Source organism: Blautia sp. AF19-1, from assembly GCF_003479155.1.
Taxonomy (GTDB): Bacteria; Bacillota; Clostridia; order Lachnospirales; family Lachnospiraceae; genus Fusicatenibacter; species Fusicatenibacter saccharivorans.
In genome coordinates this window covers 23,138-46,561 of sequence record NZ_QUGQ01000003.1, presented here as the reverse complement: position 1 = coordinate 46,561, position 23,424 = coordinate 23,138, and the positions used below count along the sequence as shown (strand labels likewise).

The following is a 23,424-nucleotide window of genomic DNA, read 5'->3' as shown; positions in this document are numbered from 1 at the left end:
AAGGAAACTGCTATACTGGAAAAGCAGATTTAGAAAAAGGAGATAACAAATTTGAAGATAAAAATGCCGCCAAGCGTAAATATGGTAATCGATTCCCTGCATGCGAAAGGCTTCGAGGCGTACGCGGTCGGAGGCTGTGTGCGCGATACGATTCTTGCGCGGGAGCCGGACGACTGGGATATTACAACCTCTGCTTCCCCACAGCAGGTAAAAGAAATTTTTGACCGCACCGTGGATACGGGACTGGAGCACGGAACGGTAACAGTTCTGGCCGGAAGCGGCGCGCACGAGGTCACGACGTACCGCATCGACGGAGAGTATGAGGACGGCCGCCATCCGAAAGAAGTGGTCTTTACCTCCAGCCTCGCCGAGGATCTGCGCCGCCGTGATTTTACGATCAATGCGATGGCATACAACAACGAAGAGGGGCTTGTGGATCTGTTCGATGGAATCAGGGATTTACAGCGCAAAGTCATCCGCTGTGTCGGAAATCCGACCGAGCGGTTCAGTGAGGATGCACTGCGGATCCTGCGCGCCCTCCGCTTTTCCGCACAGCTCGGCTTCAAACTCGATCCGGTAACACTGGATGCCATCATAGCACTCGCGCCGACGCTTGAAAAAATCAGCGCCGAGCGGATCCGTGTGGAACTGAATAAACTGCTGATCTCGAAGCGGCCGGAGTACATGGAGGCCGTTTATGAGGCGGGTATTACAAAAATTGTGCTGCCGGAGTTTGATGAACTGATGAAAACGCCGCAGAACAATCCGCACCACTGTTATAATGTTGGTGAGCACACGATTGCCGCTCTGCAGCACGTTCCGGCAGATCCGATTCTGCGCTGGACGATGCTGCTCCACGACATTGCAAAACCGGCGTGCCGCACAACGGATGAGGCCGGCATCGATCATTTTAAAGGCCACGCACCGGCGGGGGAGAAAATGGCGAAAGCGATTCTGCGCCGTCTGAAATTCGACAACGAAACCATCCGCCAGGTCGCAGCATTGATCCGCTGGCATGACTGCCGCATGGCTCCGGAGAAACCGGTGATCCGCCGTATTCTGAACAAACTCGGCCCGGAGCTGTTCGAAAAACTGATGATCGTGCAGGAAGCCGATACGATGGCCAAAAGCCTGTACCAGCGGGAGAAAACCCTGGAACGGATCGGAAAGGTAAGGGAGTGCGTCAGAGAAATTCTCGATAACGGCGACTGCTTTACGTTGAAAATGCTGGCCGTTTCCGGCAAAGATCTGATGGAGCTCGGTGTCCCAAAAGGCCCGAAAATCGGCGAATGCCTGAACGCGGCGCTGGAAGAAGTGATGAAAGATCCGGCGAAGAATACAAAAGAATACCTGACAGAGTACGTAAAAACACTGCTGTAAAGCCAAAACGGCAAACAAAAGAGAGCCGGGGACAGAACAATCCGTCCCCGGCTCTCTTTTGTTTTTTGCTGGTTTTATGCGTTCAGATCACGCAGCAGATCCGCATACCAGCAGAACACATGGGCAATGCGGTACAGTTCGCTCTCCTTGGAGACGGTGCGCCACAGCTCTTTATAGCTGTGCAGCCACCGTTCGAGATCTCCGGCGAGTGCAAAACAGTCTTCTTTCTCCGGCAGAGTACCCTCGGAAAGAAGGGAAGCGCGCAGGAACGGCAGCAGGCGGTTCAGCACTTTCAGGCCGTCTGCGGCGAGCAGGTACGCATAGATCATCGGACGGTTCTCCGGGCGGACGGTGCCGGCTTTCTCGTACAGAACGGCGCAGAGCGCGTCGATTGAAGCATTTGCTGCATCCGCATCGCCTTCCGCGCAGGAGCGGAGCAGTTCGGCAGCCTCTTCTTTGTCCTGATGCAGTTCGAGTGCTTCCTGTACCATAACGGCAGTGCGCCACGGATACGCATCCTGATGGCAGAGAAGATCGAGCACGGAAACGAGTTTTCCGGAAGCATCACCAAATTCCAGCACGGAAATCTGGCGGTTGATTTCCTCCTCCGGCAGAATGTCTGCATTCCAGGAGAACGCCGCGCCGTAGATCATGCCGATGCGGGAGAAGTCCGGGTGATTGATGTGGCCGTAATCGCCCCAGTCAGTGTTCAGAAGTCCCATCGCATGGCATTCGTGGCCGTAGCGCGCCATTCTGGAAATGTTTTCATACGCCTCATGATACTTGTTGATGAGCTGGTTCCATCCCTGTACGCCCGGGCACACATACAGATGCTCGGCACCGGAATTGGCAAGGCGGGTCAGACGCTCCGATGAAACATTTGACGCATAATCCCAGTGGAGGCAGATCAGGTTCTTCGGCAGGAGATGATAAGCTTCCGGCTCCTGGCTGATGACATCACTCCAGAACATCGGCGTGCGGCCGGATTCAGTGATATAGTTGGCAAGCTCTGTCACAAACTCGGTGTAGATGACGGTGGTTCCCTTTTCCTCGGCGAGTGCGCGGGAAGCCCCTTTTCCAAGGTCAAACGTTTCATCCGCGCAGAGATTGAAATACTTCGAGGAGAAGAGCTGCATATATTCGGAAAGAATGTGTTTGGCAAGGGAGAGGCTCTCCGGGTTTGTGATATCGAGCGTATGGTGCGCCTGGCGGTCATAGAAGGAGAACGGAGCCGAAGCAGAGCCTTCCAGTTCGCACAGATGTGCATACGATTTCGTGCAGAGCAGCTTGTACAGATGGCCGAAGCTTGCAAGCGACGGAACGAGATCAATGCCAAGTCCCTTGCAGTAGCGGTCCAGCTCGAGGATGTCCTCTGCAGTGAGCGGCGTATCGTCGCGCCACATCTCGGTCAGATCGTCGAAGAGATAGCTGTGCTCGATGTAGAGCTGAAGCTGATTGATTTTATAGAAGCTCAAGGTGGCGGCAAGCTGTTTCAGATAGGAAAGCGTCGGAACACGTCCGCGGGTCGCATCGTGGTAGAAGCCGCGGTTTTCCATGGCCGGTTTGTCGGAGATCAGGACGGTTGGAAGAACAGCACCTGCCTGGCGGATCATCTGACGGAGTGTCTGCACGCCGTAGAGAACGCCGCTTTCCAGAGATCCGCAGATCGTGATGTTTTCCGGTGTGACAGCGAGGGTATAAGCCTCACGGGATAATTCCGGAGAGGCAGTCAGATAGATCAGGTGTGATCCCACCGGCTGATGACGGCGGCAGATGGCAGGACGGAATCCCGTCTGTGTCTCAATCTCCTGCTGCAGAAGCTGTGCTGCAGAAAAAAGCTCAGCCGGGCTCTCGGAATCGAGAAAAATGCGGCTGTCATAGTGAATTGTAAAGGTGCCCTCTCCGTAGGAAAGGGAAGATGGCTGTGGTAAGAAAATCATAAAAACCCTCCTTAAAATAAAATGATTTTAGAGAACCCCATAACAGGTGTTTTTCATCCTGTCAAGTTTGGAATATTTTACCATGCGGTGAAATTAAAAACAATAAAATAAGAGAAAAAGAAAACACTTTCAACATTGCTTTTGGGATGAAAGAAAAAACAGAAACCAGTATGCATGGCACAGGGCGGATACGCATACATTGAATCGTGACCCCAAAAACGATCACAACAGGGAAAGGAGTCAGGCTCTTGTATGATTATGGATTGAGTGTGCTGTCCCATTACGGTCTTACGGCTTCCGGCACAATGCGGGTGCGGGGCGCTTTATTGTGCCACACCGAACAGGGGGATAAGCTGATCAGCGAGTTCGGGACGGCGGCGGAAAAACTGGAGCAGCGGTATCTTCTACAGTGCCGCATCACGGAGTCGGGGCTCCTGCGGTGCGATCAGATTCTGCGGAACGAAGAGGGAGCGCTTGCAACGCGCGGGGACGACGGAGGAACGTACATTGTGCGGAACTGGTACCCGGGCCGGGAATGTGAGACGGGAAACAGTGAGGATCTTATCCGCGCCTCGGACGCGCTGGCGCGGCTACATACGGCAGCTCATCTGCCGGTGAAAATGGAATACCGGAGGGAATCCATCGTGGAGGAGTGCATACGCCACAATGTGGAAATTCGAAAGATCCGAAAGTATTTGCAGACAAAAAAGAAGAAAAATGAGTTCGAAAAACTGCTGCTGGCAAGCGCCGGTCCGTATCTGGAACAGGGAGAGCGGGCGGCCGCGGAAATGAAAGCTTCTTCCTATGAAAAACTGCGGCAGCGGGCGGACGAAGAAGGCGCCGTCTGCCACGGGGAATTCAGCCAGCACAATATTCTGCTGGAAAACGGCAGAGGCGAAACGGCGGTCAATTTCGACAAGTGGAACTTCGATCTCCAGGTGGCAGATCTTGGCTATTTTATGCGGAAAATTCTGGAAAAACACGGCTGGAGCGAGCGCGCGGCAGAACGGATCTTAAACGCCTACAGCGCCAGACGGCCGCTCGATGAGGGGGAAATCGAGACACTCCGCCTCTATCTTTCCTATCCGTGGAAATACTGGAAACTGGCAAACCGCTACTACGGAAGCAGAAAATCGTGGATATCCGGGCGGAATACGGAGAAACTAAAAACACTCAATGCGCAGCAGGCAGACTGGCTGCGGTTTGTTAAGGGATCCTTCTTTTAACCGTGCGGTGGAAAAGAGTCTGTTTTGGGCAGAAATCGCCATAAAACCGCTGGTATGGGGGACTTTTTTCTTGACAAGAGAGACGCATTAGTATATAAATATATACAGCTACGCGAAAAAGCCGGTCAACGTAACAGACTGATCATCCGGAAGAAAAACAGCCGGCAGGGCAGGTCGTGTGTATCAGCGGGCCCGCGTACCATGTAAAAAACAAATGTAAGATACAGGAGGAGTAAAACTCATGAACAAAACAGAATTAGTTGCAGCTATGGCTGAGCAGACAAATTTATCCAAAAAAGATGCAGAGGCTGCTTTAAAAGCATTTATCGACGTAGTATCTGAAGAATTAAAGAAAGGTGAGAAAGTTCAGCTGGTAGGCTTTGGTACCTTCGAAGTATCCGAAAGAGCAGCAAGAGAAGGAAGAAATCCGCAGACTGGCGAGACCATGGAAATCAAAGCTTCCAAAACTCCGAAATTCAAAGCAGGAAAAGCTTTAAAGGACATGATGAACTAAGTAAAAATCTATGCGCTTAGATAAATTTTTAAAAGTATCAAGACTGATCAAGCGGCGTACCGTAGCCAATGAAGCCTGTGATGCAGGCCGTGTCCTCGTCAACGACAGACCGGCAAAAGCATCCGCACAGGTCAAGGCAGGAGATGTACTGGAAATTCAGTTCGGAAGTAAATCCGTCAGGGTAGAAGTGCTGAATGTGCAGGAAACCGTGAAAAAAGAAGAAGCACAGGAGCTTTACCGCTACTTATAAGAAGTGCGGCAGGATTCATGTGCAGCGAATAAAAAGAGAAAACCTTCATATAATGGGTGTATAGACCATTGTATGGAGGTTTTTTGCATGGGAGAGATGAACGAACAGGCGCACCGCCTTTTACTGGAACAGCGGAAAACACTTTCTCTTGGCGGCGTGCAGGATGTGAAAAGCTTTGATGAGAACGAAGTTCTGCTCGTGACCGTCTGCGGTGTTCTTACCATCCGCGGAAAAGAGCTGCATGTGGGCCGCCTGGAGCTGGAAAAGGGAGAGGCGGATATCGAAGGCAGCATCGACAGCCTGGTCTATACGGAACATGGGCCGCTGCAGAAGAAGGGGTCTGCGCTTGCGCGGCTGTTCCGGTAAAAATGAGTGCGTATGTCACCCGGGAGCTGATTCTGCTCGCCTGTTCCATCTGGCAGGGGGCAGTCCTGGGGTTCTGGTACGATCTGATCAAGACAGCGCGGAAACTGATCCGCCACAGCCATGCGGCGGTATCAGCAGAGGACCTCTGCTACTGGATTGCGGCAGCGCTGTATCTGTTTGTACGGATTTACGGAGAGAACAGCGGCATTCTCCGCGGGTATCTGTTTGGCGGCATCCTTGGGGGCGCTGCGTTGTACCACGCATCGTTTGGACGCTTTCTTCCGGAACTTCTGGCAAAGGGAATCAAAAAAGCAGGGCGAATCCTCGCTTTTCCAGGAAAATGGCTGGTAAAAAGTATGAAAAAACGGAGAAAAAGGTTGAAATTTCATGGGAAGAACGGTAAGATGTAACTACACATGTAAGAACAAAAGAAACAAGTCTGCGGACGAGAAACAACAGATAGTTTGGCTGCAGACGGTTGGAAAATAGAAAGCAAGGGTAAAGAAAAGAATGAAAGAAAGGGAAGAAAAGAATTCTGGCCGAAAGAAAAAAGTCAGAAAGAAGAGCCGTACAACAGAGTTCTCAATTACCGTAGTCCTGTGCTGCCTGGTTGCAGTCCTTACCGTAAAGGGAATCAGCCTTCAGCAGAAGGTCAATGCAAATGCATCCCGTCTTTCCAGTCTGGACAGCCAGATTGAAGAGGAGAAGCAGCGCACCGATGATATTACCGCCTTGAAAGAATACATGCAGACCGATGAGTACATAGAAAAAACGGCAAGAGAAAAACTTGGCATGGTAAAGGATAATGAGATTTTATTTAAAGAATCCCAGTCGAAATAAACAAAACAGATAAAGAAAGGGCATGATTTCGCAGTCCCCTTTGAAGTCCAGAACAAAGAGAGGAGGAGCGGAACATGCCGGAGTGGATCATTGCCATGTTCCTGATCGGCGCATTGCTGTCAGCAGGGGACATGGCTAAAATTTTTTTGGAAGCCAGAAGAAGCCGCCGGGAAGCGGCCGTCTATGACAATCATCCGCAGAAACTGCAGATGGAGCACTACGCCGATTCGTTCCGCGTTCTGGCAGAGAGCTTTTACCAGATGCCGTCAAAAAGTGTGATGCCGGAGACGGGCCGGGTGGACAAGATTCTGGAAAAAGAACAGCAGGAAGTCTGTAGCCGCTGTGCGAAGGCGTCGTGGTGCTGGGAGCAGTACGGAAACCTGACGCGCGAGCGGTGCCAGGAACTTCTTCAGACAATCGCCGACGGGGATGAGGACGAGATCAGCCGTGCAAAAGGCGAATGGAACGCCTCCTGCCTGAACGGCTCCCGCTTTCTGGAACTGTTCTGGAACCGCTACCAGCAGGAACGCCAGACGGCGCTCTGGTCGGGGCGTGTGGCGGAGAGCCGCCGCGTGGTGGCAGAACAGTTAAGTGAAGTCGCCGGGATTATGGACCGCGCCGCGTGTGATCTGTACAGCCTCAACAGTCTGCCGGACGAGCTCTCGGAAAAAATCTGCCGCCAGATGAAGAAAAACGGGGCTTTCGTCCAGAAAATCTGGCTCCAGGAGCGGCCGAAAGAGCATTTACAGATCTATATGACGGTCAAAGCGGGCCGTCACTGCCGGATCACGCTTCGCCAGACGGCGGAACTGATCGGTTCCCTGTGCGGAATCCCGATGGTTGCGGTACGCGACGGGGCACAGGTCTTAAGCGGAGAATACCAGACGGTGCTGTTTCAGGAGGATGTGAAATTCCAGGTTCTCTACGGTGTGGGACGCATCACCAAGGAGCAGGAGAGTATCTCCGGGGACAATTACAGTGTGCTCTGCGAAAACGGCCAGTTTGTCCTCTGCCTGTCGGACGGCATGGGTTCCGGGATCGAGGCAAACAGGGAGAGCGAGACGGTGGTGGAGCTGTTTGAACAGTTCCTGCGCGCCGGATTCCCGCGGATCATGGCGGCACGGATGATCAATTCGATGCTTCTGCTGCAGCCAAAGGAAGGGATGTTTTCCACGTTTGATGTTGCTTCGATTAATCTCTACACAGGCGTCTGCAGCTTTTTGAAAGGAGGTGCATCGCCGACGTTTCTTAGGCGGGATACGTGGGTGGAGGTTGTGGAGTCGACCAGTCTTGCCGCAGGTCTCGTTTCCCAGACGGATTTTGATACCACAACGAAAAAGCTGTACGACGGTGATTACCTTGTGATGATGACGGACGGAGTGCTGGACGCGCTGCCCGGGGACAGGACGGAGCAGATGAAGCAGCTTCTTCTCGAAGTGAAAAACAGCGAGCCGCGGGAATTTGCCCGGGAGCTTTTGGAACGCGTGCTGCGCCTCGGCGGCTGCCGCGCACGGGATGATATGACGGTTCTGGTCGCCAGAATCTGGAAAAAATAGGAGTAAAAACGAAGGATGCAAGAGAAAGTAAGAGCCTTTATGGAACAGTATCATATGGTAACGGCAGGCGAACGCGTGCTGCTCGGCCTCTCCGGCGGCGCGGATTCCGTCTGCCTGTTTCATCTGCTGCGGGAACTGCAGGAGCCGCTTGGGTTTTCGCTGCTGGCTGTCCACGTCAACCATAACCTGCGCGGCGCGGAAGCCGGGCGGGATGCGGCATTTGCAGAAAATCTGTGCCGGGAATATGATGTTCCGTTCTATCTCTATTCCTGTCCCGTGGAGAAGATCGCAAAAGAAAAGCATCTCTCGACGGAGGAGGCGGGACGCGCGGCGCGGCAGGAAGTTTTTGCAGCGTGCGCAAAGGAGCAGGGGGCAGTGAAAATTGCGCTCGCCCATCACCAGGATGATGTTGCGGAAACGATGCTGCATCACCTGGCACGGGGAACGTCGCTGGCCGGACTTGCCTCCTTACGCCCCGTGCGGGGGAATGTGATCCGTCCGCTTCTCTGCGTCGGACGAAAAGAGATCCGGCAGGAACTGGAAAGCCGTAAGTGTTCCTGGTGTGAGGACAGCACGAATGCAGAGGATGCCTACACGAGGAACGGAATCCGCCACCATGTGCTGCCGTATCTGACCGAAGAGGTCAATCCGCGTGCCGCCGCGCATATGGCACAGACATCGCTGGACCTGCTGGAAACGGAGGAATATCTGGAGCAGCAGACGGATCAGCTGATGGAGCGGTATGCATCCGCAGAGAAAAATGCGGTTGTGCTGCGTGATGCGGTGAGCAGCGAAGCGCCTCTTCTGCAGCGCTACGTGATCCGGCGCGTTCTGGAACAGCTGGCGGGAAAACGGAAGGATCTTACCAGGGAGCATCTGGAATCTGTGCGGGAACTTTTTGAAAAGCAGGTCGGAAAAAGTGTCTGCCTGCCGTATGGAATCACCGCCGTGCGCGGATACGAGACGCTCCGCCTGGAAAAGCAGGGAGTGCATTTAAAAGAAGAACGGAAAAGGAAAAGCGGCGAAGAAGTTCCAATTCCGGTTCCGGCCGGGTGGGAAGAGGAAAAAAGTCTCGCATTTGCAGAAAATCCAGTCACGATTGTGAAAAAAACATCGGTTTTTCCCGAAAGAATTGAAGAAAAAAAGTATACGAAATGCTTTGACTGTGATAAAATAAAAGACGGTCTTGTCCTCCGCACGAGAAGAAGCGGAGATTATCTGAGAGTAACCGCAAAAGGCGGGAAAAAGAAACTAAAAGATTATATGATTGATGCCAAGATACCGAAAGAGGAGCGGGATTCTATTCTGCTGCTCGCCGACGGACCGGAGATCTGGTGGGTCGTGGGGTATCGCAGAGGAGAGAGCGGCCGTGTCGGGGAAGACACGAAAGCAGTTCTGCAGATACAGATTGGCGTTGGTAAGGAGGAAAACAGATGAAAGAGACAATCAGAGTATTATTAAGCGAAGAAGAAGTAGACAGACGAATTAAAGAAGTAGCAGACCAGATCAACCGCGATTACGCAGGAAAAGAAGTGCACCTGATCTGCGTTTTAAAAGGCGGCGTATTCTTTATGTGCGAGCTGGCAAAACGCATCACAGTGCCGGTAAGCCTTGACTTTATGTCCGTATCAAGTTACGGCGATGACACCAAGTCCAGCGGAGTTGTCCGTATTGTAAAAGACCTGGATCAGCCGCTGGAAGGAAAAGACGTTCTGATCGTGGAGGATATCATCGATTCCGGAAGAACGCTTTACTATCTGATCGACATCCTGAAAAAGAGAAATCCGAAATCCGTACACCTGTGTACTCTGCTCGACAAGCCGGAGCGCAGAGTGCGCGATGTCAAAGTAGATTATACCTGCTTTAATATCCCGGACGAGTTCGTCGTAGGCTACGGTCTGGATTACGCACAGAAATATCGGAATCTTCCATACATCGGAGTAGTGGAGTTTCACGAAGACGAGGAGTAAAAAGAAAATATGAACAGACAGCGCAGTGGATTTGGACTCTACGCGGCGTTTATGGTGATTATCGTGCTTGCCATGTTCTATATCACCGGAAAAATCAGCGCAGGCAGCAGTCCAAGTCAGCAGAAATTTGAAACCGCCGTAAAAGACGGCAAAGTGACATCCGCGCAGATTGTCCAGAACAAAGAAGTGCCGACCGGCTCCGTCGTGGTACAGGAGCAGGGCGGTGACAGTTATACGGTCAATGTGACCGACGTAAACGCAGCTATCAGCCTTCTGGAGGATGCTGATGTAACGTACACCGTACAGAATGTCCAGAGAGACAGCATTTTCATGACGTCCGTCCTGCCGGCCCTGCTGCTCGGTATGATCCTTCTTTTCGGCATGTCGATGATGAACCGCTCCATGGGCGGCGGTGGAGGCGGCGGAAACAAAATGATGAATTTTGGAAAAAGCAACGCCCATATGTCCACCGACAAAGACAAAAAAGTCCTGTTCCGCGATGTTGCGGGCTTAAAAGAGGAAAAAGAAGACCTTGTTGAGGTGGTCGATTTCCTGAAAGCACCGGAGAAATATACACAGGTCGGTGCGAGAATCCCGAAAGGAGTTCTTCTTGTGGGCCCTCCTGGAACCGGTAAAACCCTTCTGGCGAAAGCTGTTGCAGGAGAGGCAGGCGTGCCGTTCTTCAGCATTTCCGGATCGGATTTCGTGGAAATGTTCGTCGGCGTCGGCGCTTCCCGTGTCCGCGACCTGTTTGAGGAAGGAAAAAAACATGCGCCGTGCATCATCTTCATCGATGAGATCGACGCCGTGGCAAGACGAAGAGGCACCGGTATGGGCGGCGGCCACGATGAGAGAGAGCAGACCTTAAACCAGCTTCTCGTTGAGATGGATGGTTTCGGCGTCAATGAGGGCATCATCGTGATGGCAGCGACGAACCGTGTCGATATCCTGGATCCGGCGATTCTCCGTCCGGGCCGTTTTGACCGCCGCGTGGTTGTAGGACCGCCGGATGTCATGGGCCGTGAGGAAATCCTGAAAGTCCATGCAAAGAACAAACCGCTGGCCGAGGATGTGGATCTGAAACAGATCGCGCAGACGACCGCAGGCTTCACCGGCGCAGAGCTGGAGAACCTGCTGAACGAGGCAGCAATCATGGCGGCAAAGGACCGCAGAAGATTTGTGCGCCAGGCCGATATCAAGTCTGCTTTCATCAAAGTGGGCATCGGTGCGGAGAAGCGCAGTAAAGTCATTTCGGATAAAGAAAAACGGATCACCGCATACCATGAGACAGGCCATGCGATCCTGTTCCATATGCTGCCGGATATGGAGGCGGTCTATACGATCTCCATTATCCCGACAGGTCCTGGCGCAGCGGGCTACACGATGCCGCAGCCGGAGAATGACGATATGTTCCAGACGAGAGGCAAAATGATGCAGTACATCACCGTATGCCTCGGCGGCCGTGTGGCAGAGGAGCTGATCTTCGACGATATCACAACGGGTGCGTCCCAGGATATCAAACAGGCGACGGCAACCGCCCGTTCCATGATTACGAAGTACGGTATGTCTGAGAACCTCGGTCTTGTTGCATACGATTCCGACTCGGACGAGGTATTTATCGGTCGTGACTGGGGCCATACGAAGAGCTACAGCGAGAATGTAGCCGCAGCCATCGACGAGGAAGTCCGCCAGATGATCGAGAAATGCCACGATCAGGCGAAACAGATTATTCTGGAGCATTCCTATGTGCTGCATGAGTGTGCAAAGCAGCTGATGGAAAAAGAGAAGCTGAGCCGTGCTGAATTCGAAGCCATTTTTGAGCAGGAAGCACAGATGACAGGAATAGCACCGGAAGTTTCTGGAGAAATCTGATATCTTTTTATTTGCAATAGAAAACCTGCAGAGAACAAAAAAAGTTTTTTGCAGGTTTTTTTCTGCGATTTTACGGGCGTTTGTGCAAATTAAAACAGAAAATCCGAAACGCCGGAAAAATTCATCGTTATTTTGAATAAGAATCAAATGAAAAAAAATCGCGATTTGTGCAGACTTTTCGAGGGACGTATGGTACTATAATAACTGTAAAAACCCCCCAATACATTATATAGTTTTTGCTACACCCCATAAGAGAAATACCTTCTCCAAAAGAGCCAGCGTACCCCGCTGGCTCTTTTACTATATAAAAATCCAATAAACACAATCGTTACATGTGTTCAGAAAAAGGTTGTATTACATGGCGGTGTGGGGTAAAATATAAGGAATGAATGATTGAGAAAGACAGAGGCGTTAGTTCATGGATAAAACAAGAATGCAGCAGTATATGTCACAGATGCGGGCGATGTTCAACAAGCATGCGCTCTACAGCGATGAATCCCCGCAGTATCAGATTCCGTTTGAGCCGAACCCGGGCGACACGGTGAAGATCCGGTTCCGTACCCTGAAAAATAATGTAGATGCGGTTTATTTCATCAGCGGTTCCACCCGTGCACAGATGCAGGTCGGTTTGGTCCGGAACGGTTTTGATTATTACGAGATCGAGATTCCGGTCGGAAATGAGCCGATCCGCTATTTTTTTGAGATTCAGGCAGGCCGCGTGGTCTGTTATTACAACAAGCTCGGTGTCACAAGAGAGCTGCAGGAGATGTACTCTTTCGGCATTATCCCGGGCTTCCATACGCCGGACTGGGCGAAGGGCGCTGTCATGTATCAGATTTTTGTGGACCGCTTCTGCAACGGAGATCCGTCCAACGATGTGCTGACGGGAGAGTACAGCTACATTGGTGAGCAGGTCAACAAGGTGGATGACTGGAACCGCTTCCCGGAGCAGATGGATGTCCGCAATTTCTACGGCGGCGATCTGCAGGGCGTCATTGACAAGATGGATTATCTGCAGGATCTCGGTGTGCAGGTCATTTATCTGAATCCGGTGTTTGTTTCGCCGTCGAACCATAAGTATGATATTCAGGATTATGACTATATTGATCCGCATTTCGGAAAGATTGTCTCCGACGAAGGCGATCTGCTCTGGCCGGGCGACAAGGACAATATGCGGGCAACGCGGTATATTGACCGTGTGACGAACAAGGCGAACCTGGAGGCGAGCAATGAACTGTTTATCCACCTGGTGGAGGAGGCGCACAAGCGCGGCATGAAGGTGATTCTGGACGGCGTTTTCAACCACTGTGGTTCGTTTAACAAGTGGCTGGACCGCGAGCGGATTTACGAGGCCGGAAAGGGCTATGAGCCGGGCGCGTATGTGGCGCAGGACAGTCCGTATCACACGTTTTTTAAGTTTTATAATGAGCATAACTGGCCGTACAATGAGTTTTATGACGGCTGGTGGGGCCATGATACGCTGCCGAAGCTGAACTACGAGGGCTCGGAGAAGCTGATGGAGGATATTATGCGCATCGGCGCGAAGTGGGTTTCTCCGCCGTTTAATGCGGACGGCTGGCGGTTGGATGTGGCCGCTGACTTAGGACACAGCCCGGAGTTTAACCACAAGTTCTGGAAGGAGTTCCGGCGCGTTGTGAAGGAGGCGAATCCGGAGGCAATTATTCTGGCGGAGCACTACGGCGATGCGATGAGCTGGCTGCAGGGCGACGAGTGGGATACGGTGATGAACTATGATGCGTTTATGGAGCCGGTTTCCTGGTTCCTCACGGGTATGGAGAAGCACAGTGATGAGTTTAACCAGGGACTTCTCGGAAACAGTGAGAGTTTTATCGGGGCGATGACGTATCATATGCCGGCGTTTTCTGCGCCTTCGCTGTATACGGCGATGAATGAGCTGGATAATCATGATCATTCGCGGTTCCTCACGAGAACGAATCATCGTGTGGGGCGTGTGGCGAATGTTGGGCCGTATGCGGCTGCGGAGAATACGAATAAGGCGGTGCTGCGCGAGGCGGTTGTGATTCAGATGACGTGGCCGGGGGCGCCGACGCTGTATTATGGGGATGAGGCCGGCCAGGTCGGGTTTACGGATCCGGATAACCGGAGGACGTATCCCTGGGGACAGGAGGATCAGGAGCTGATCCGATTCTATAAAGAAATGATTGCGGTGCATCGGAGATTTCCGGTGCTGGCGATGGGATCGCTGAAATTTTTGTACCATGATTATAATGTGCTTTCTTATGGACGGTTTAATCAGGAAGAGCAGGTGATTGTGGTGATTAATAACCGGAATGAGAGGGTGCATGTGGAGATTCCGGTGTGGCTTACCGGGATTAACCGGAGTTCGGTGGCGAAGCTGACGCAGGTGTTTGCGACGGATGCGGTGGGATTTTCTTCGGAGGAGAAAGAAATCGAGGCACCGGCGGGCATACTGGAGATGGATTTGCTGCCGTTATCGGGAGTGGTACTGCATAGATGCGAGGAGTGACGGACGCCTCGCCGCCGCATCACGCAAGACTGAACGGGCGGCGGCGAGGCTGGTAGTGGGGACGGGAGGTTGAAAAATAGAAATGGAAAAAGAGCTCCGATTCGTATGAATCAGAGCTCTTAATCGTGCCGCAAACCGGGATCGAACCGGTACGGGTATCACTACCCACGGGATTTTAAGTCCCGGGCGTCTGCCAGTTCCGCCACTGCGGCATATGGACGGAGATGGATTCGAACCATCGAAGCAATTTGCAGCAGATTTACAGTCTGTCCCCTTTGGCCACTCGGGAATCCGTCCATGTATTTTGTTTTGTGTCAGAATGACTTCCGACATTGAATGATTATACTGGATGTGGAGGGAAAATGCAAGGGTTTTTTTGAAAAAAATAGAAAAAAGTTGAAAGGGGGGAGCAGGTCGGGTATAATATCAAATATATGGGCTTCTATATTGAGTAAAAATGGAGGATATAGGGTAAGTATGATTAAGATTAAGGATTATGTCCGGGTGGGGTCGCTGGAGGAGGCGTATGAGCTGAATCAGAAGAGAAGCGCCTGTATCCTGGGCGGGATGCTCTGGACGAAGATGGGGCAGAGGCAGGTGCAGACGGCGATTGATTTGTCCGGGCTGGGACTGGATCAGATTGAAGAGTCCGAGGAGGAGTTTTCGATTGGATGTATGGTGACGCTGCGGCAGCTGGAGGAGCATGAGGGGCTGAATGCTTATACCGACGGTGCGGCACGGGAGAGTGTGCGGAGTATTGTCGGGGTGCAGTTCCGGAATCTGGCTACGGTGGGAGGCAGTATTTTCGGCAGATTTGGATTTTCGGATGTGCTGACGCTGTTTCTGGCGCTGGATACGGAGGTGGAGCTGGTTCATGCGGGACGGATGCCGCTGGCGGAGTTTGCCTGTTCAAAGAGAGACAGGGATGTGCTGGTGAGGCTGATTGTGAAGAAGCATGAGGGTGTTACGGTTTATCAGAGTCATCGAAATTCCAGAACGGATTTCCCGGTGCTGACGTGTGCGGTGCGGGTGGAAGACGGAAAAGGATGTGTGGTGCTTGGGGCAAGACCGGCGAAGGCGGCACGTGTAGAGCTTCCGGCGGAGCTGGCGGAAAAGCTGGCGGCTGGAAAGGCATCTGCGGAGGAGCTGAAGGCGGCGGCTTCGGAGATTTCTGATCAGTTTACGTATGGCAGTAATATGCGCGGAAGTGCAGAGTATCGTCATCATCTGGGACGGGTGCTGCTGCGCAGATGTATGGAAGAAATTCAGAAGAAGGAGGAGCAGTGATGAAGATTTCGATGATCTTAAATGGAAAGAAGACGGAAGCGGAGATCGATGCAGACATGCTCCTGATCGATTTTGTGAGAAGCCAGGGATGCTACAGTGTGAAGCGCGGCTGTGAGACGTCGAACTGCGGGCTGTGTACGGTTTTTCTGGAGGGAAAACCGGTGCTGTCGTGTTCGGTGCTTGCGGCGCGGGCGAATGGATGTAAGGTGGATACGCTGGAAGGCCTGCAGGAGGAAGCAGAAGAATTTGGTTCCTTTATTGCCGGACAGGGCGCCGAGCAGTGCGGGTTCTGCAACCCGGGGATGATTATGAATGCGATTGCGCTGTTCCGGGAAAATCCGGATCCGAGTGAGGAAGAAATTAAAGAATATCTGGCGGGAAATCTCTGCCGCTGTTCCGGATATGAAGGACAGCTTCGGGGAATTTTGAATTTCCTTGCCTGGAAAAAGCAGCAGGGAGGTGCGTCATGAGCAGAGAAAATCATATCTATGAACCGGATTGGTCGGGAAGAACCGATCAGCTCTGCAGTGTGAATAAGCCGGTGATCAAAAAGGATGCCCTCGCGCTGGTAACCGGAAAGCCGGTTTATGTAGATGATCTGGCGCCGAAGGATTGTCTGATTGTCAAGGTACTGCGGAGTCCGCATGCCAATGCAATCGTAAAATCCGTGAAAAAGACGGCAGCAGAGCGTGTTCCGGGCATTGAGGCGATTTATACCTGGGAGGATGTGCCGAAACAGCGTTTTACAATGGCAGGACAGACCTACCCGGAACCAAGCCCGTATGACCGTCTGATCCTCGATCAGCATGTGCGCTACGTGGGAGATCCGGTGGCGATTATTGCCGGAAAAGATGAAAAATGCGTGGACCGTGCGCGGAAGCTCCTGAAAGTAGAGTACGAAGTGCTTCCGGCCATTCTGGATTTTCATCAGTCCAAGGATAATGAACTGCTGGTGCATCCGGAGGAAAGCTGGAAATCGCTCTGTCCGGTCGGTGCGGACAATCAGAGAAATCTCTGTGCAAGTGCGGAAGATCACAACGGAGATGTGGAAGCCGTGCTCGCAGAGTGCGATGAGGTCGTAGAGCATACGTATCATGTACGCGCAGCCCAGCAGGCGATGATGGAGACGTTCCGGACATACTGCTTTATGGATACCTACGGACGGCTGAATGTGCTGAGCTCGACCCAGATCGTTTACCATGCGCGCCGCATTCTGTCCAATGCACTCGGCATTCCGAAATCGAAGATCCGTGTTTCCAAGCCGAGAATCGGCGGCGGATTCGGAGCGAAGCAGACGGTGGTTGCCGAAATTTTCCCGGCGTTTGTAACCTGGAAAACCGGAAAACCGTCGAAAATGATCTTTACGAGAGAAGAGTCCCAGACAGCATCCACACCGCGCCATGAGATGGAAGTAACGATCCGCCTCGGTGCGATGAAGGACGGAAGAATCCGTGCGATCGATCTGTATACACTTTCCAACACGGGTGCATACGGCGAGCATGGACCGACAACGGTCGGCCTTTCCGGCCACAAATCGATTCCGATGTATGGATCTCTTGAGGCTTACCGGTTTGCGTATGATGTTGTGTATTCCAACGTAATGTCAGCCGGTGCTTACCGCGGATACGGTGCGACGCAGGGTATCTTTGCCGTAGAATCTGCTGTCAGTGAGATGGCAGCGCGTCTTGGCATCGATCCGATCCGGATCCGGGAGCAGAACATGGTCCGTGAGGGACAGTTCATGCCGGCTTACTATGGCGAAACGGCAAACAGCTGTGCGCTTGACCAGTGCGTGGAGCGTGCGAAAGAGATGATCGGCTGGGATGAGAAATATCCGTGCCGTGATATGGGAGATGGAAAGGTGCGCAGCGTCGGCATTGCGATGGCGATGCAGGGTTCCTGTATTTCCAATCTCGATGTCGGATCGGCAACGATCAAAGTCAACGACGACGGCGGCTATACGATGCTGATCGCAGCGGCCGATATGGGAACCGGCTGCGATACGATTCTGTCCCAGATGGCGGCAGAGTGTCTGGAGTGTGATGTGGATGACATTACCGTTGTCGGCGCAGATACCGATACGTCCCCGTATGACTCCGGTTCCTATGCATCGAGTACGACGTATATTACCGGAAAAGCGGTGGAAAAAGCCTGCATGACGCTTCGGAAACGAATCTGTGCCCTGGCGGCAGAGCGGATGAACGTGCCGGAAGATGAGACAGAATTTACCGGTACCGGCGTCGTGCATGAAAAGAGTGGAAGCAGCATGACGATGGAAGAAATCGCAACAGCGGCCATGTGCAATAACGGCATCGCGCTGGAAGCGACGGAAAGCAACTGCTCTCCGGTATCGCCGCCGCCTTATATGGCTGGTGCGGTCGAGATCGAGCTGGATAAAGAGACCGGCGAGGTCAGGATTCTCGATTATGCCGCCGTTGTCGACTGCGGAACCGTCATCAACCCGAACCTTGCGCGCGTACAGGTCGAGGGCGGTCTGGTGCAGGGCATCGGCATGACGCTGTTTGAAAATATCCAGTACACGGACAAGGGTCAGATGATCAATAATTCGTTTATGCAGTATAAAGTGCCGACCCGCCTCGATATGGGCAAGCTGCGCGTCGAGTTTCGGAGCAGCTACGAGCCGACCGGTCCGTTCGGTGCAAAATCGATCGGCGAGATCGTCATCAACACACCGGCTCCGGCGCTGGCACATGCAATCTACAATGCGACGGGTCTGTGGTTCCGCGAACTGCCGATCACGAGCGAGCAGATTGCAATGGGAATTGCGGAAAAAGAATGCGAGTAACGATACTTTATCTGGCAGCCGGGAACAGCAGACGGTTCGGGGAAAATAAGCTGCTCTATCCGCTGGATGGAAAGGCGGTGTACCGCCATCTGCTGGACCGGCTGGCCCAAATTGCCGGAAGGCATGAGAACTGGGAACTGCTGGTTGTGACGCAGTATGAAAGGATTCTGGAGGAGCTTGCGCCGCTGGTAAAAGCCGGGCGTCTGCAGACGATGTTTTCGCCGGACAGCGAAAAAGGAATTTCCTATACAATCCGCGCGGGAATCGAGGCAGCGGAGAAACAAAATGCCGATGCCTGTGCGTGTTTTGCGGCGGATCAGCCGTACTTGAAGGAAGAGACGGCGGAGCGCTTTCTGGAATCCATGGAGATGCAGAAGGCTCCACTTGGCTGCGTTTTCTGCGGCGGCGAGAGCGGCAATCCGGCGTGGTTCTCAAAACCTTATTTTTCAGAACTAAAAGAACTTTCCGGCGACCGCGGCGGAAAAAAGGTGCTGAAACGGCACTGGGAATCGGTAATTCCGTTCCGGGTCGAAGCCGCGTGGGAATTAAAGGATCTGGACCGGAAAGAGGATCTCTGATGCAGAGACACCGGCGGCTGCCATGAATAAAATTTGAGACAGTGCGAAATTTGATGGATTTGGACTTGCATTTCCAGTGAGAAGTAAGTACAATGGGTATAATAAAAATTCGGGAGGCTTCAAAAAAATGCAGTTATTGGAAGAAAGAATCCGCAAAGACGGAAAAGTACGCGAGGGAAATGTCCTGAAGGTGGACAGCTTTTTAAATCATCAGATGGACGTCAATCTGTTCCGGGAAATCGGAAAAGAGTTTCAGCGTCGTTTTGCGGGAGAGGAGATCACGAAAATCCTGACCATCGAGGCATCTGGAATCGGAATTGCCTGTGTTGTGGCTGAAATTTTTAATGTTCCGGTTGTGTTTGCAAAGAAAACACAGACCAAAAATATCGCCGGAGATGTTTATACCACAAAAGTAGAATCTTTCACCCATGGAAGAGTTTATGATATCATTGTTTCCAAAGAATTTCTGGGAAAAGGAGACAAAGTTCTCCTGATCGATGATTTCCTGGCAAACGGAAAAGCGCTGGAAGGACTGGCAACCCTGGTACAGGATTCCGGTGCAGAGCTCGTAGGAGCAGGCGTTGTCATCGAAAAAGGGTTCCAGATCGGAGGAAAACTGCTGCGTGACCGCGGCATTCATCTGGAATCTCTTGCCATCGTCGATGGTATGGATGATAAAACCGGGGAAATTACCTTCCGGAAACAGTAAGGAGGCGTCAAAATGGCAAATCTGATTGCAAGAATTGCCGTTCTTCTGGTTCTGGCGGCCGCAGGAATGGTGCTGGCCGACAGAAAAGAAAAAATTGATCTCAGTGTGTCACTGCTGCTGTTTCTGGCGGCAGTCAATGTGACCTCTTTTTTCAGCCTGAAAGATAACAGGATTGTAGTTGTCATGATTCTGACGGTATATTTTCTGTTGTACGCAGGCGCAAAAGAGCTGCTGCGGAGACGGGCAGAGAAAAAAAGAAAATGAATGCAAACCGAACATCCGGCTGCGAGCACCCATGCAAAAGTGCCGGTCGGATGTTTTTGAATTTTTCTGTAAATTCAAAAAGCCCTCCGGGCAGGATCGCACTGCGGCGGAGGGGGAATTATGTCGCTGAAGCGACCCGCCGCCGGCGGAGAATCCTGAAAATTACCAAAATAAGGAGAACCGATATGAGACTGCTGCTGGCAGAAGATGAAAAAGAGATGGCGCACGCGCTGGAAGCAGTGTTTACACATAACCATTATTCTGTAGATGTTGTTTATAATGGAATTGATGCTGCGGACTGGGCAGAGAGCGGAAACTATGACGGCATGATCCTGGATATTATGATGCCGGGAAAAAGCGGGCTGGAGGTCTTAAGAGAGTGGACGGAGAGCATTCATCACCAGATTGAGCGTCTGAACAGTCTTGTAACACAGCTTCTGACGCTTGCAAAAATGGAGGAAGGTGGCGGAGAACTGGAGCTGAAAACATGGAATGCGTCAGAAACCATCATGGATGCCGTAACGTCCTTTGAAGCCTCTGCGGTTACGAAACAGATCGCGTTGCAGAGCGATATTGCAGAAGAAGTCCATATGGAAGGGGATGCCGCAAGAATTCACCAGCTCGTTTCTCTTCTTGTGGATAACGCCGTTAAATACACTCCGGAGGGTGGAAAAATCCACATTTTCTGGCGAAAAAACGGCAAAAAAGCAGAATTTTCGGTGCAGAATACCTGCGATACCCTGCCGGAAGGTGATCTCAACCGCCTCTTTGGCCGCTTCTACCGTGCGGATGCGTCGCGGGCCAGGGGAAAGCGGCGGCTATGGAATCGGCCTTTCCGTGGCTGCTGCAATTGTAAAGGCACATAAGGGAAAAATCACCGCAGAGCGGACACGAGATGGCATCTGTTTTAAAGCAGTCTTTCCGGCAAAAGGATGAAAGAAACAAAATTCCGGAAAAACGGAAAAATGACGGCAGGGCAGGAAAGGCAGACACACAAAAAAGCAGAAATCAAAAGCTTCCATGAGAGAAAAAACAACAGAAAACAAAAGGAGGAATATATGATGTTTGATTGTGGTTTACAAAACATTTTCCAGCTGAAAAGCGGACAGTCCCGTTCTATTAACTGGGAAAACCGGAATGGAGAAAAAGGAAAAGGCGGCATGGCATCCAGCGATCTTGGTCCGTCCAGAAAAGGTTCCCCGTGTATCCCGAAAATAGAAGCAGGAGAGACCGTAACACTTGGTGAGATCCAGGGAGAAGGCATCATTCAGCACATCTGGATTACCGTCACAGACCGTACCAGTGAACGTAACCGTTATGTTCTGCGGGATCTTGTTCTGCGCATGTACTGGGACGATGAAGAATTCCCATCCGTTGAATGCCCGCTTGGCGATTTCTTCTGCTGCGGCTTCGGTGTTTCCTACCAGGTAAACTCAGTCCCGATTGCTGTCAATCCGACCCGTGGTTTCAACAGCTATTTCCCGATGCCGTTCCGTAAAAACGCCCGTATTACCATTGAAAATCAGTGTGATGAGCCGATTCCGGCCTTCTTTTATCAGATCGACTATTGCCTGACAACGGTTCCGGAGGATGCTGCCTATTTCCATGCCCAGTGGCGTCGTCAGCGCATCACGGAAAAGGCAAAAGACTACGTTGTCCTCGACAACATCAAAGGGAAAGGCCAGTACGTTGGAACGTATCTTGCACTTACCAGCCTCGAACGCTACTGGTACGGAGAAGGTGAGATGAAATTCTACATCGATGGAGACAAGGATTATCCAACCATCTGCGGAACCGGAACAGAAGATTACTTCGGTGGTGCCTGGAGCTTTGCAACACAGCAAAATGGCCAAACCGTTGAAAATCAGTACTGCACTCCGTATCTTGGATATCCTTACTACTCTACCCACGATACCTTCCTTCATAATGATTACCACAATGATGATCAGATGCCACAGCGCAGCTTCTACCGCTGGCATCTTCTTGATCCCATCCTTTTTGAGAAGGATCTTAAGGTAACCTTGCAGCAGATTGGTGTCAGTCACGGAGGCCTCTTTGAACGTCAGGATGATGTCGCTACCACAGCTTACTGGTACCAGACGCATCCTCATGTACCATTCGCGCCACTCATGTCCAGAAAAGAGCGCTGGCCAAGATGATTTTTGACGCTTTTCCTATTTTATATGTTTCATGACGTTGCATATCGGCTGCAAGAGTCCGTTCCGAACAAATCCGCTTCCAACGAATTTGTCCGGAAAAGGGCTCTTTCTTTTTTTATATGGTATTCAAAAAGCGATCCGGATTACAGAGGTCCGTCTTTTCACAAACCTTTCACATTTTCCGTCCATTCTTTAAGGTTCCTTTAAAGTTTCCTCATTATACTTAAAAATGTAAAAAACATTTCCGGAAGTAAATCAAACGAAAGGATCAATCGATTATGATGCAAAGCCAACAGATTCCCATGACCTTCCAACGGTATGAAACAAAATACATGCTTTCCCCGATCATGGCCCGCAAGCTTCGCAAGAGCCTTCCGGGTCATCTGCAGATGGATGAATACGGCCTTGATACCATCTGCAGCCTCTATTACGATACCCCGGATCACCAGCTCATCCGCCGTTCGCTGGAAAAACCCGTCTACAAAGAAAAACTGCGACTCCGCAGTTATGGTCCGGCCAAAGAGACCAGCCCCATATACGTAGAACTAAAGAAAAAATATGAAGGAATCGTCTACAAACGCCGCGAGCGCATGATATTATCAGAAGCGGTTCCCTATCTTGCGGGAAAATCAGAACCGGGCTTCGACAGCCAGATTCTCCACGAAATCACTTGGTTTCGCAACTACTACCGGGGGCTTGCTCCCGCTATGTACATCGCCTACGACCGCATCGCCTGCTTCGGCACGGAAGACAGGAACTTTCGTGTTACCTTCGACACCAATATCCGATGGCGTACCGACAATCTGTGTCTTGACGGTCCAACGGAAGGAACCAGGCTTTTAGAACCAGGCTGGTATCTCATGGAGGTGAAAACACCAGGTGCTGTGCCCCTATGGTTCAGCAAAATTCTGGATGATCTTGCAATCTATCCGGCATCATTTTCTAAATACGGCTTTGCCTATCAGATCGAAAATCAGAAAGCATCAGAAGAAAAAGCTTTCATACCATTCACATATATCCGGCAAACCGTATCAAAAACAGCATTCCGTTAGCTGAATCAGGTAAGTCCTCTGCGGCCATTGCGAAAAGCAAGAAGCAGTGGGTGGACTCACAGCTTGCGAAAAGCCTTTTTCAAACATAATCTGCTTCACAAAAAAGAAAATGTAACTATTCAGAGCCATGCAAAATAGAAGCAACA

22 protein-coding genes and 2 tRNA genes are annotated in these 23,424 nt (G+C 51.6%); 21 read left to right on the top strand and 3 right to left on the bottom strand.

Annotation, left to right across the window (positions count from 1 at the left end; translation table 11 throughout):
• Positions 1–51: 51 nt before the first annotated feature.
• Entirely contained in the window at positions 52–1,380 is a 1,329-nt protein-coding gene (locus DWX26_RS02405; RefSeq protein WP_118600705.1) for a CCA tRNA nucleotidyltransferase, read from the top strand.
• A 74-nt stretch (positions 1,381–1,454) separates the two neighbouring features.
• Here the strand turns inward: DWX26_RS02405 and DWX26_RS02400 are convergent, their stop codons facing one another.
• Positions 1,455–3,320 carry a beta-N-acetylhexosaminidase gene (locus tag DWX26_RS02400; protein WP_118600703.1) on the bottom strand — a complete coding sequence of 622 codons (1,866 nt, stop codon included), beginning with the start codon at positions 3,318–3,320 and terminating at the stop codon, positions 1,455–1,457.
• A 248-nt stretch (positions 3,321–3,568) separates the two neighbouring features.
• On the opposite strand from DWX26_RS02400, the gene DWX26_RS02395 reads away from it, so the two are divergent.
• The 11 genes from DWX26_RS02395 to DWX26_RS02345 all read left to right on the top strand — a co-directional run bounded on the left by DWX26_RS02395 (position 3,569) and on the right by DWX26_RS02345 (position 14,423).
• Complete coding sequence (locus DWX26_RS02395; RefSeq protein ID WP_117509466.1) at positions 3,569–4,546, top strand: phosphotransferase; 978 nt, start codon at positions 3,569–3,571, stop codon at positions 4,544–4,546.
• A gap of 241 nt (positions 4,547–4,787) precedes the next feature.
• A complete protein-coding gene (locus DWX26_RS02390) occupies positions 4,788–5,060 on the top strand; it encodes an HU family DNA-binding protein (protein ID WP_022462103.1) in 273 nt (90 codons plus the stop codon).
• 10 nt (positions 5,061–5,070) lie between these two features.
• Positions 5,071–5,310, top strand: coding sequence for an RNA-binding S4 domain-containing protein (locus DWX26_RS02385; protein ID WP_022462104.1), 240 nt, complete (start codon positions 5,071–5,073; stop codon positions 5,308–5,310).
• 87 nt (positions 5,311–5,397) lie between these two features.
• Positions 5,398–5,676, top strand: coding sequence for a sporulation protein YabP (yabP, locus tag DWX26_RS02380; protein WP_330410109.1), 279 nt, complete (start codon positions 5,398–5,400; stop codon positions 5,674–5,676).
• Between the two features lie 2 nt (positions 5,677–5,678).
• Positions 5,679–6,086 (top strand): spore cortex biosynthesis protein YabQ, encoded by a 408-nt coding sequence (gene yabQ, locus DWX26_RS02375; protein ID WP_022462106.1) that lies wholly within the window; start codon positions 5,679–5,681, stop codon positions 6,084–6,086.
• 100 nt (positions 6,087–6,186) lie between these two features.
• On the top strand, positions 6,187–6,516 hold the full coding sequence (locus DWX26_RS02370) for an FtsB family cell division protein (protein ID WP_022462107.1): 330 nt from the start codon (positions 6,187–6,189) through the stop codon (positions 6,514–6,516).
• A gap of 74 nt (positions 6,517–6,590) precedes the next feature.
• Positions 6,591–8,072 (top strand): SpoIIE family protein phosphatase, encoded by a 1,482-nt coding sequence (locus DWX26_RS02365; protein ID WP_055218705.1) that lies wholly within the window; start codon positions 6,591–6,593, stop codon positions 8,070–8,072.
• Between the two features lie 15 nt (positions 8,073–8,087).
• On the top strand, positions 8,088–9,509 hold the full coding sequence (gene tilS / locus DWX26_RS02360) for a tRNA lysidine(34) synthetase TilS (RefSeq protein WP_118600701.1): 1,422 nt from the start codon (positions 8,088–8,090) through the stop codon (positions 9,507–9,509).
• Positions 9,506–10,042, top strand: coding sequence for a hypoxanthine phosphoribosyltransferase (hpt, locus tag DWX26_RS02355; RefSeq protein ID WP_022462110.1), 537 nt, complete (start codon positions 9,506–9,508; stop codon positions 10,040–10,042). Before tilS ends, hpt begins: the two co-directional genes overlap by 4 nt.
• A 9-nt stretch (positions 10,043–10,051) precedes the next feature.
• Entirely contained in the window at positions 10,052–11,914 is a 1,863-nt protein-coding gene (gene ftsH / locus DWX26_RS02350) for an ATP-dependent zinc metalloprotease FtsH (RefSeq protein WP_118600699.1), read from the top strand.
• 418 nt (positions 11,915–12,332) lie between these two features.
• Positions 12,333–14,423, top strand: coding sequence for a glycoside hydrolase family 13 protein (locus DWX26_RS02345; RefSeq protein ID WP_118600697.1), 2,091 nt, complete (start codon positions 12,333–12,335; stop codon positions 14,421–14,423).
• Positions 14,424–14,549: 126 nt separating this feature from the next.
• Here DWX26_RS02345 and DWX26_RS02340 read toward each other — a convergent pair.
• Positions 14,550–14,635 (bottom strand) — tRNA-Leu (locus tag DWX26_RS02340).
• A gap of 3 nt (positions 14,636–14,638) precedes the next feature.
• Positions 14,639–14,720 (bottom strand) — tRNA-Tyr (locus DWX26_RS02335).
• A gap of 180 nt (positions 14,721–14,900) precedes the next feature.
• On the opposite strand from DWX26_RS02335, the gene DWX26_RS02330 reads away from it, so the two are divergent.
• The 9 genes from DWX26_RS02330 (at position 14,901) to DWX26_RS02290 (ending at position 23,278) form a co-directional block, all read left to right on the top strand.
• On the top strand, positions 14,901–15,710 hold the full coding sequence (locus DWX26_RS02330) for an FAD binding domain-containing protein (protein WP_118600695.1): 810 nt from the start codon (positions 14,901–14,903) through the stop codon (positions 15,708–15,710).
• The gene (locus tag DWX26_RS02325; RefSeq protein ID WP_022462114.1) at positions 15,710–16,180 is read left to right on the top strand and encodes a (2Fe-2S)-binding protein; all 471 of its coding nucleotides are present in this window, start codon (positions 15,710–15,712) and stop codon (positions 16,178–16,180) included. Before DWX26_RS02330 ends, DWX26_RS02325 begins: the two co-directional genes overlap by 1 nt.
• Positions 16,177–18,516, top strand: a complete 2,340-nt coding sequence (locus DWX26_RS02320) for a xanthine dehydrogenase family protein molybdopterin-binding subunit (protein ID WP_118600693.1) — start codon at positions 16,177–16,179, stop codon at positions 18,514–18,516. Before DWX26_RS02325 ends, DWX26_RS02320 begins: the two co-directional genes overlap by 4 nt.
• The gene (locus DWX26_RS02315) at positions 18,507–19,094 is read left to right on the top strand and encodes a nucleotidyltransferase family protein (RefSeq protein ID WP_118600691.1); all 588 of its coding nucleotides are present in this window, start codon (positions 18,507–18,509) and stop codon (positions 19,092–19,094) included. Before DWX26_RS02320 ends, DWX26_RS02315 begins: the two co-directional genes overlap by 10 nt.
• A 127-nt stretch (positions 19,095–19,221) precedes the next feature.
• A complete protein-coding gene (locus tag DWX26_RS02310; RefSeq protein WP_118600689.1) occupies positions 19,222–19,803 on the top strand; it encodes a xanthine phosphoribosyltransferase in 582 nt (193 codons plus the stop codon).
• A 12-nt stretch (positions 19,804–19,815) separates the two neighbouring features.
• Complete coding sequence (locus tag DWX26_RS02305) at positions 19,816–20,067, top strand: hypothetical protein (protein WP_022462118.1); 252 nt, start codon at positions 19,816–19,818, stop codon at positions 20,065–20,067.
• Between the two features lie 185 nt (positions 20,068–20,252).
• Positions 20,253–20,933, top strand: coding sequence for an ATP-binding response regulator (locus DWX26_RS02300; RefSeq protein ID WP_147398100.1), 681 nt, complete (start codon positions 20,253–20,255; stop codon positions 20,931–20,933).
• Between the two features lie 195 nt (positions 20,934–21,128).
• Positions 21,129–22,226, top strand: a complete 1,098-nt coding sequence (locus tag DWX26_RS02295; protein ID WP_055218718.1) for a glycoside hydrolase family 172 protein — start codon at positions 21,129–21,131, stop codon at positions 22,224–22,226.
• Positions 22,227–22,504: 278 nt separating this feature from the next.
• Positions 22,505–23,278: a polyphosphate polymerase domain-containing protein gene (locus DWX26_RS02290; RefSeq protein WP_118600685.1), complete on the top strand. Its 774-nt coding sequence runs from the start codon at positions 22,505–22,507 to the stop codon at positions 23,276–23,278.
• Positions 23,279–23,424: the final 146 nt, after the last annotated feature.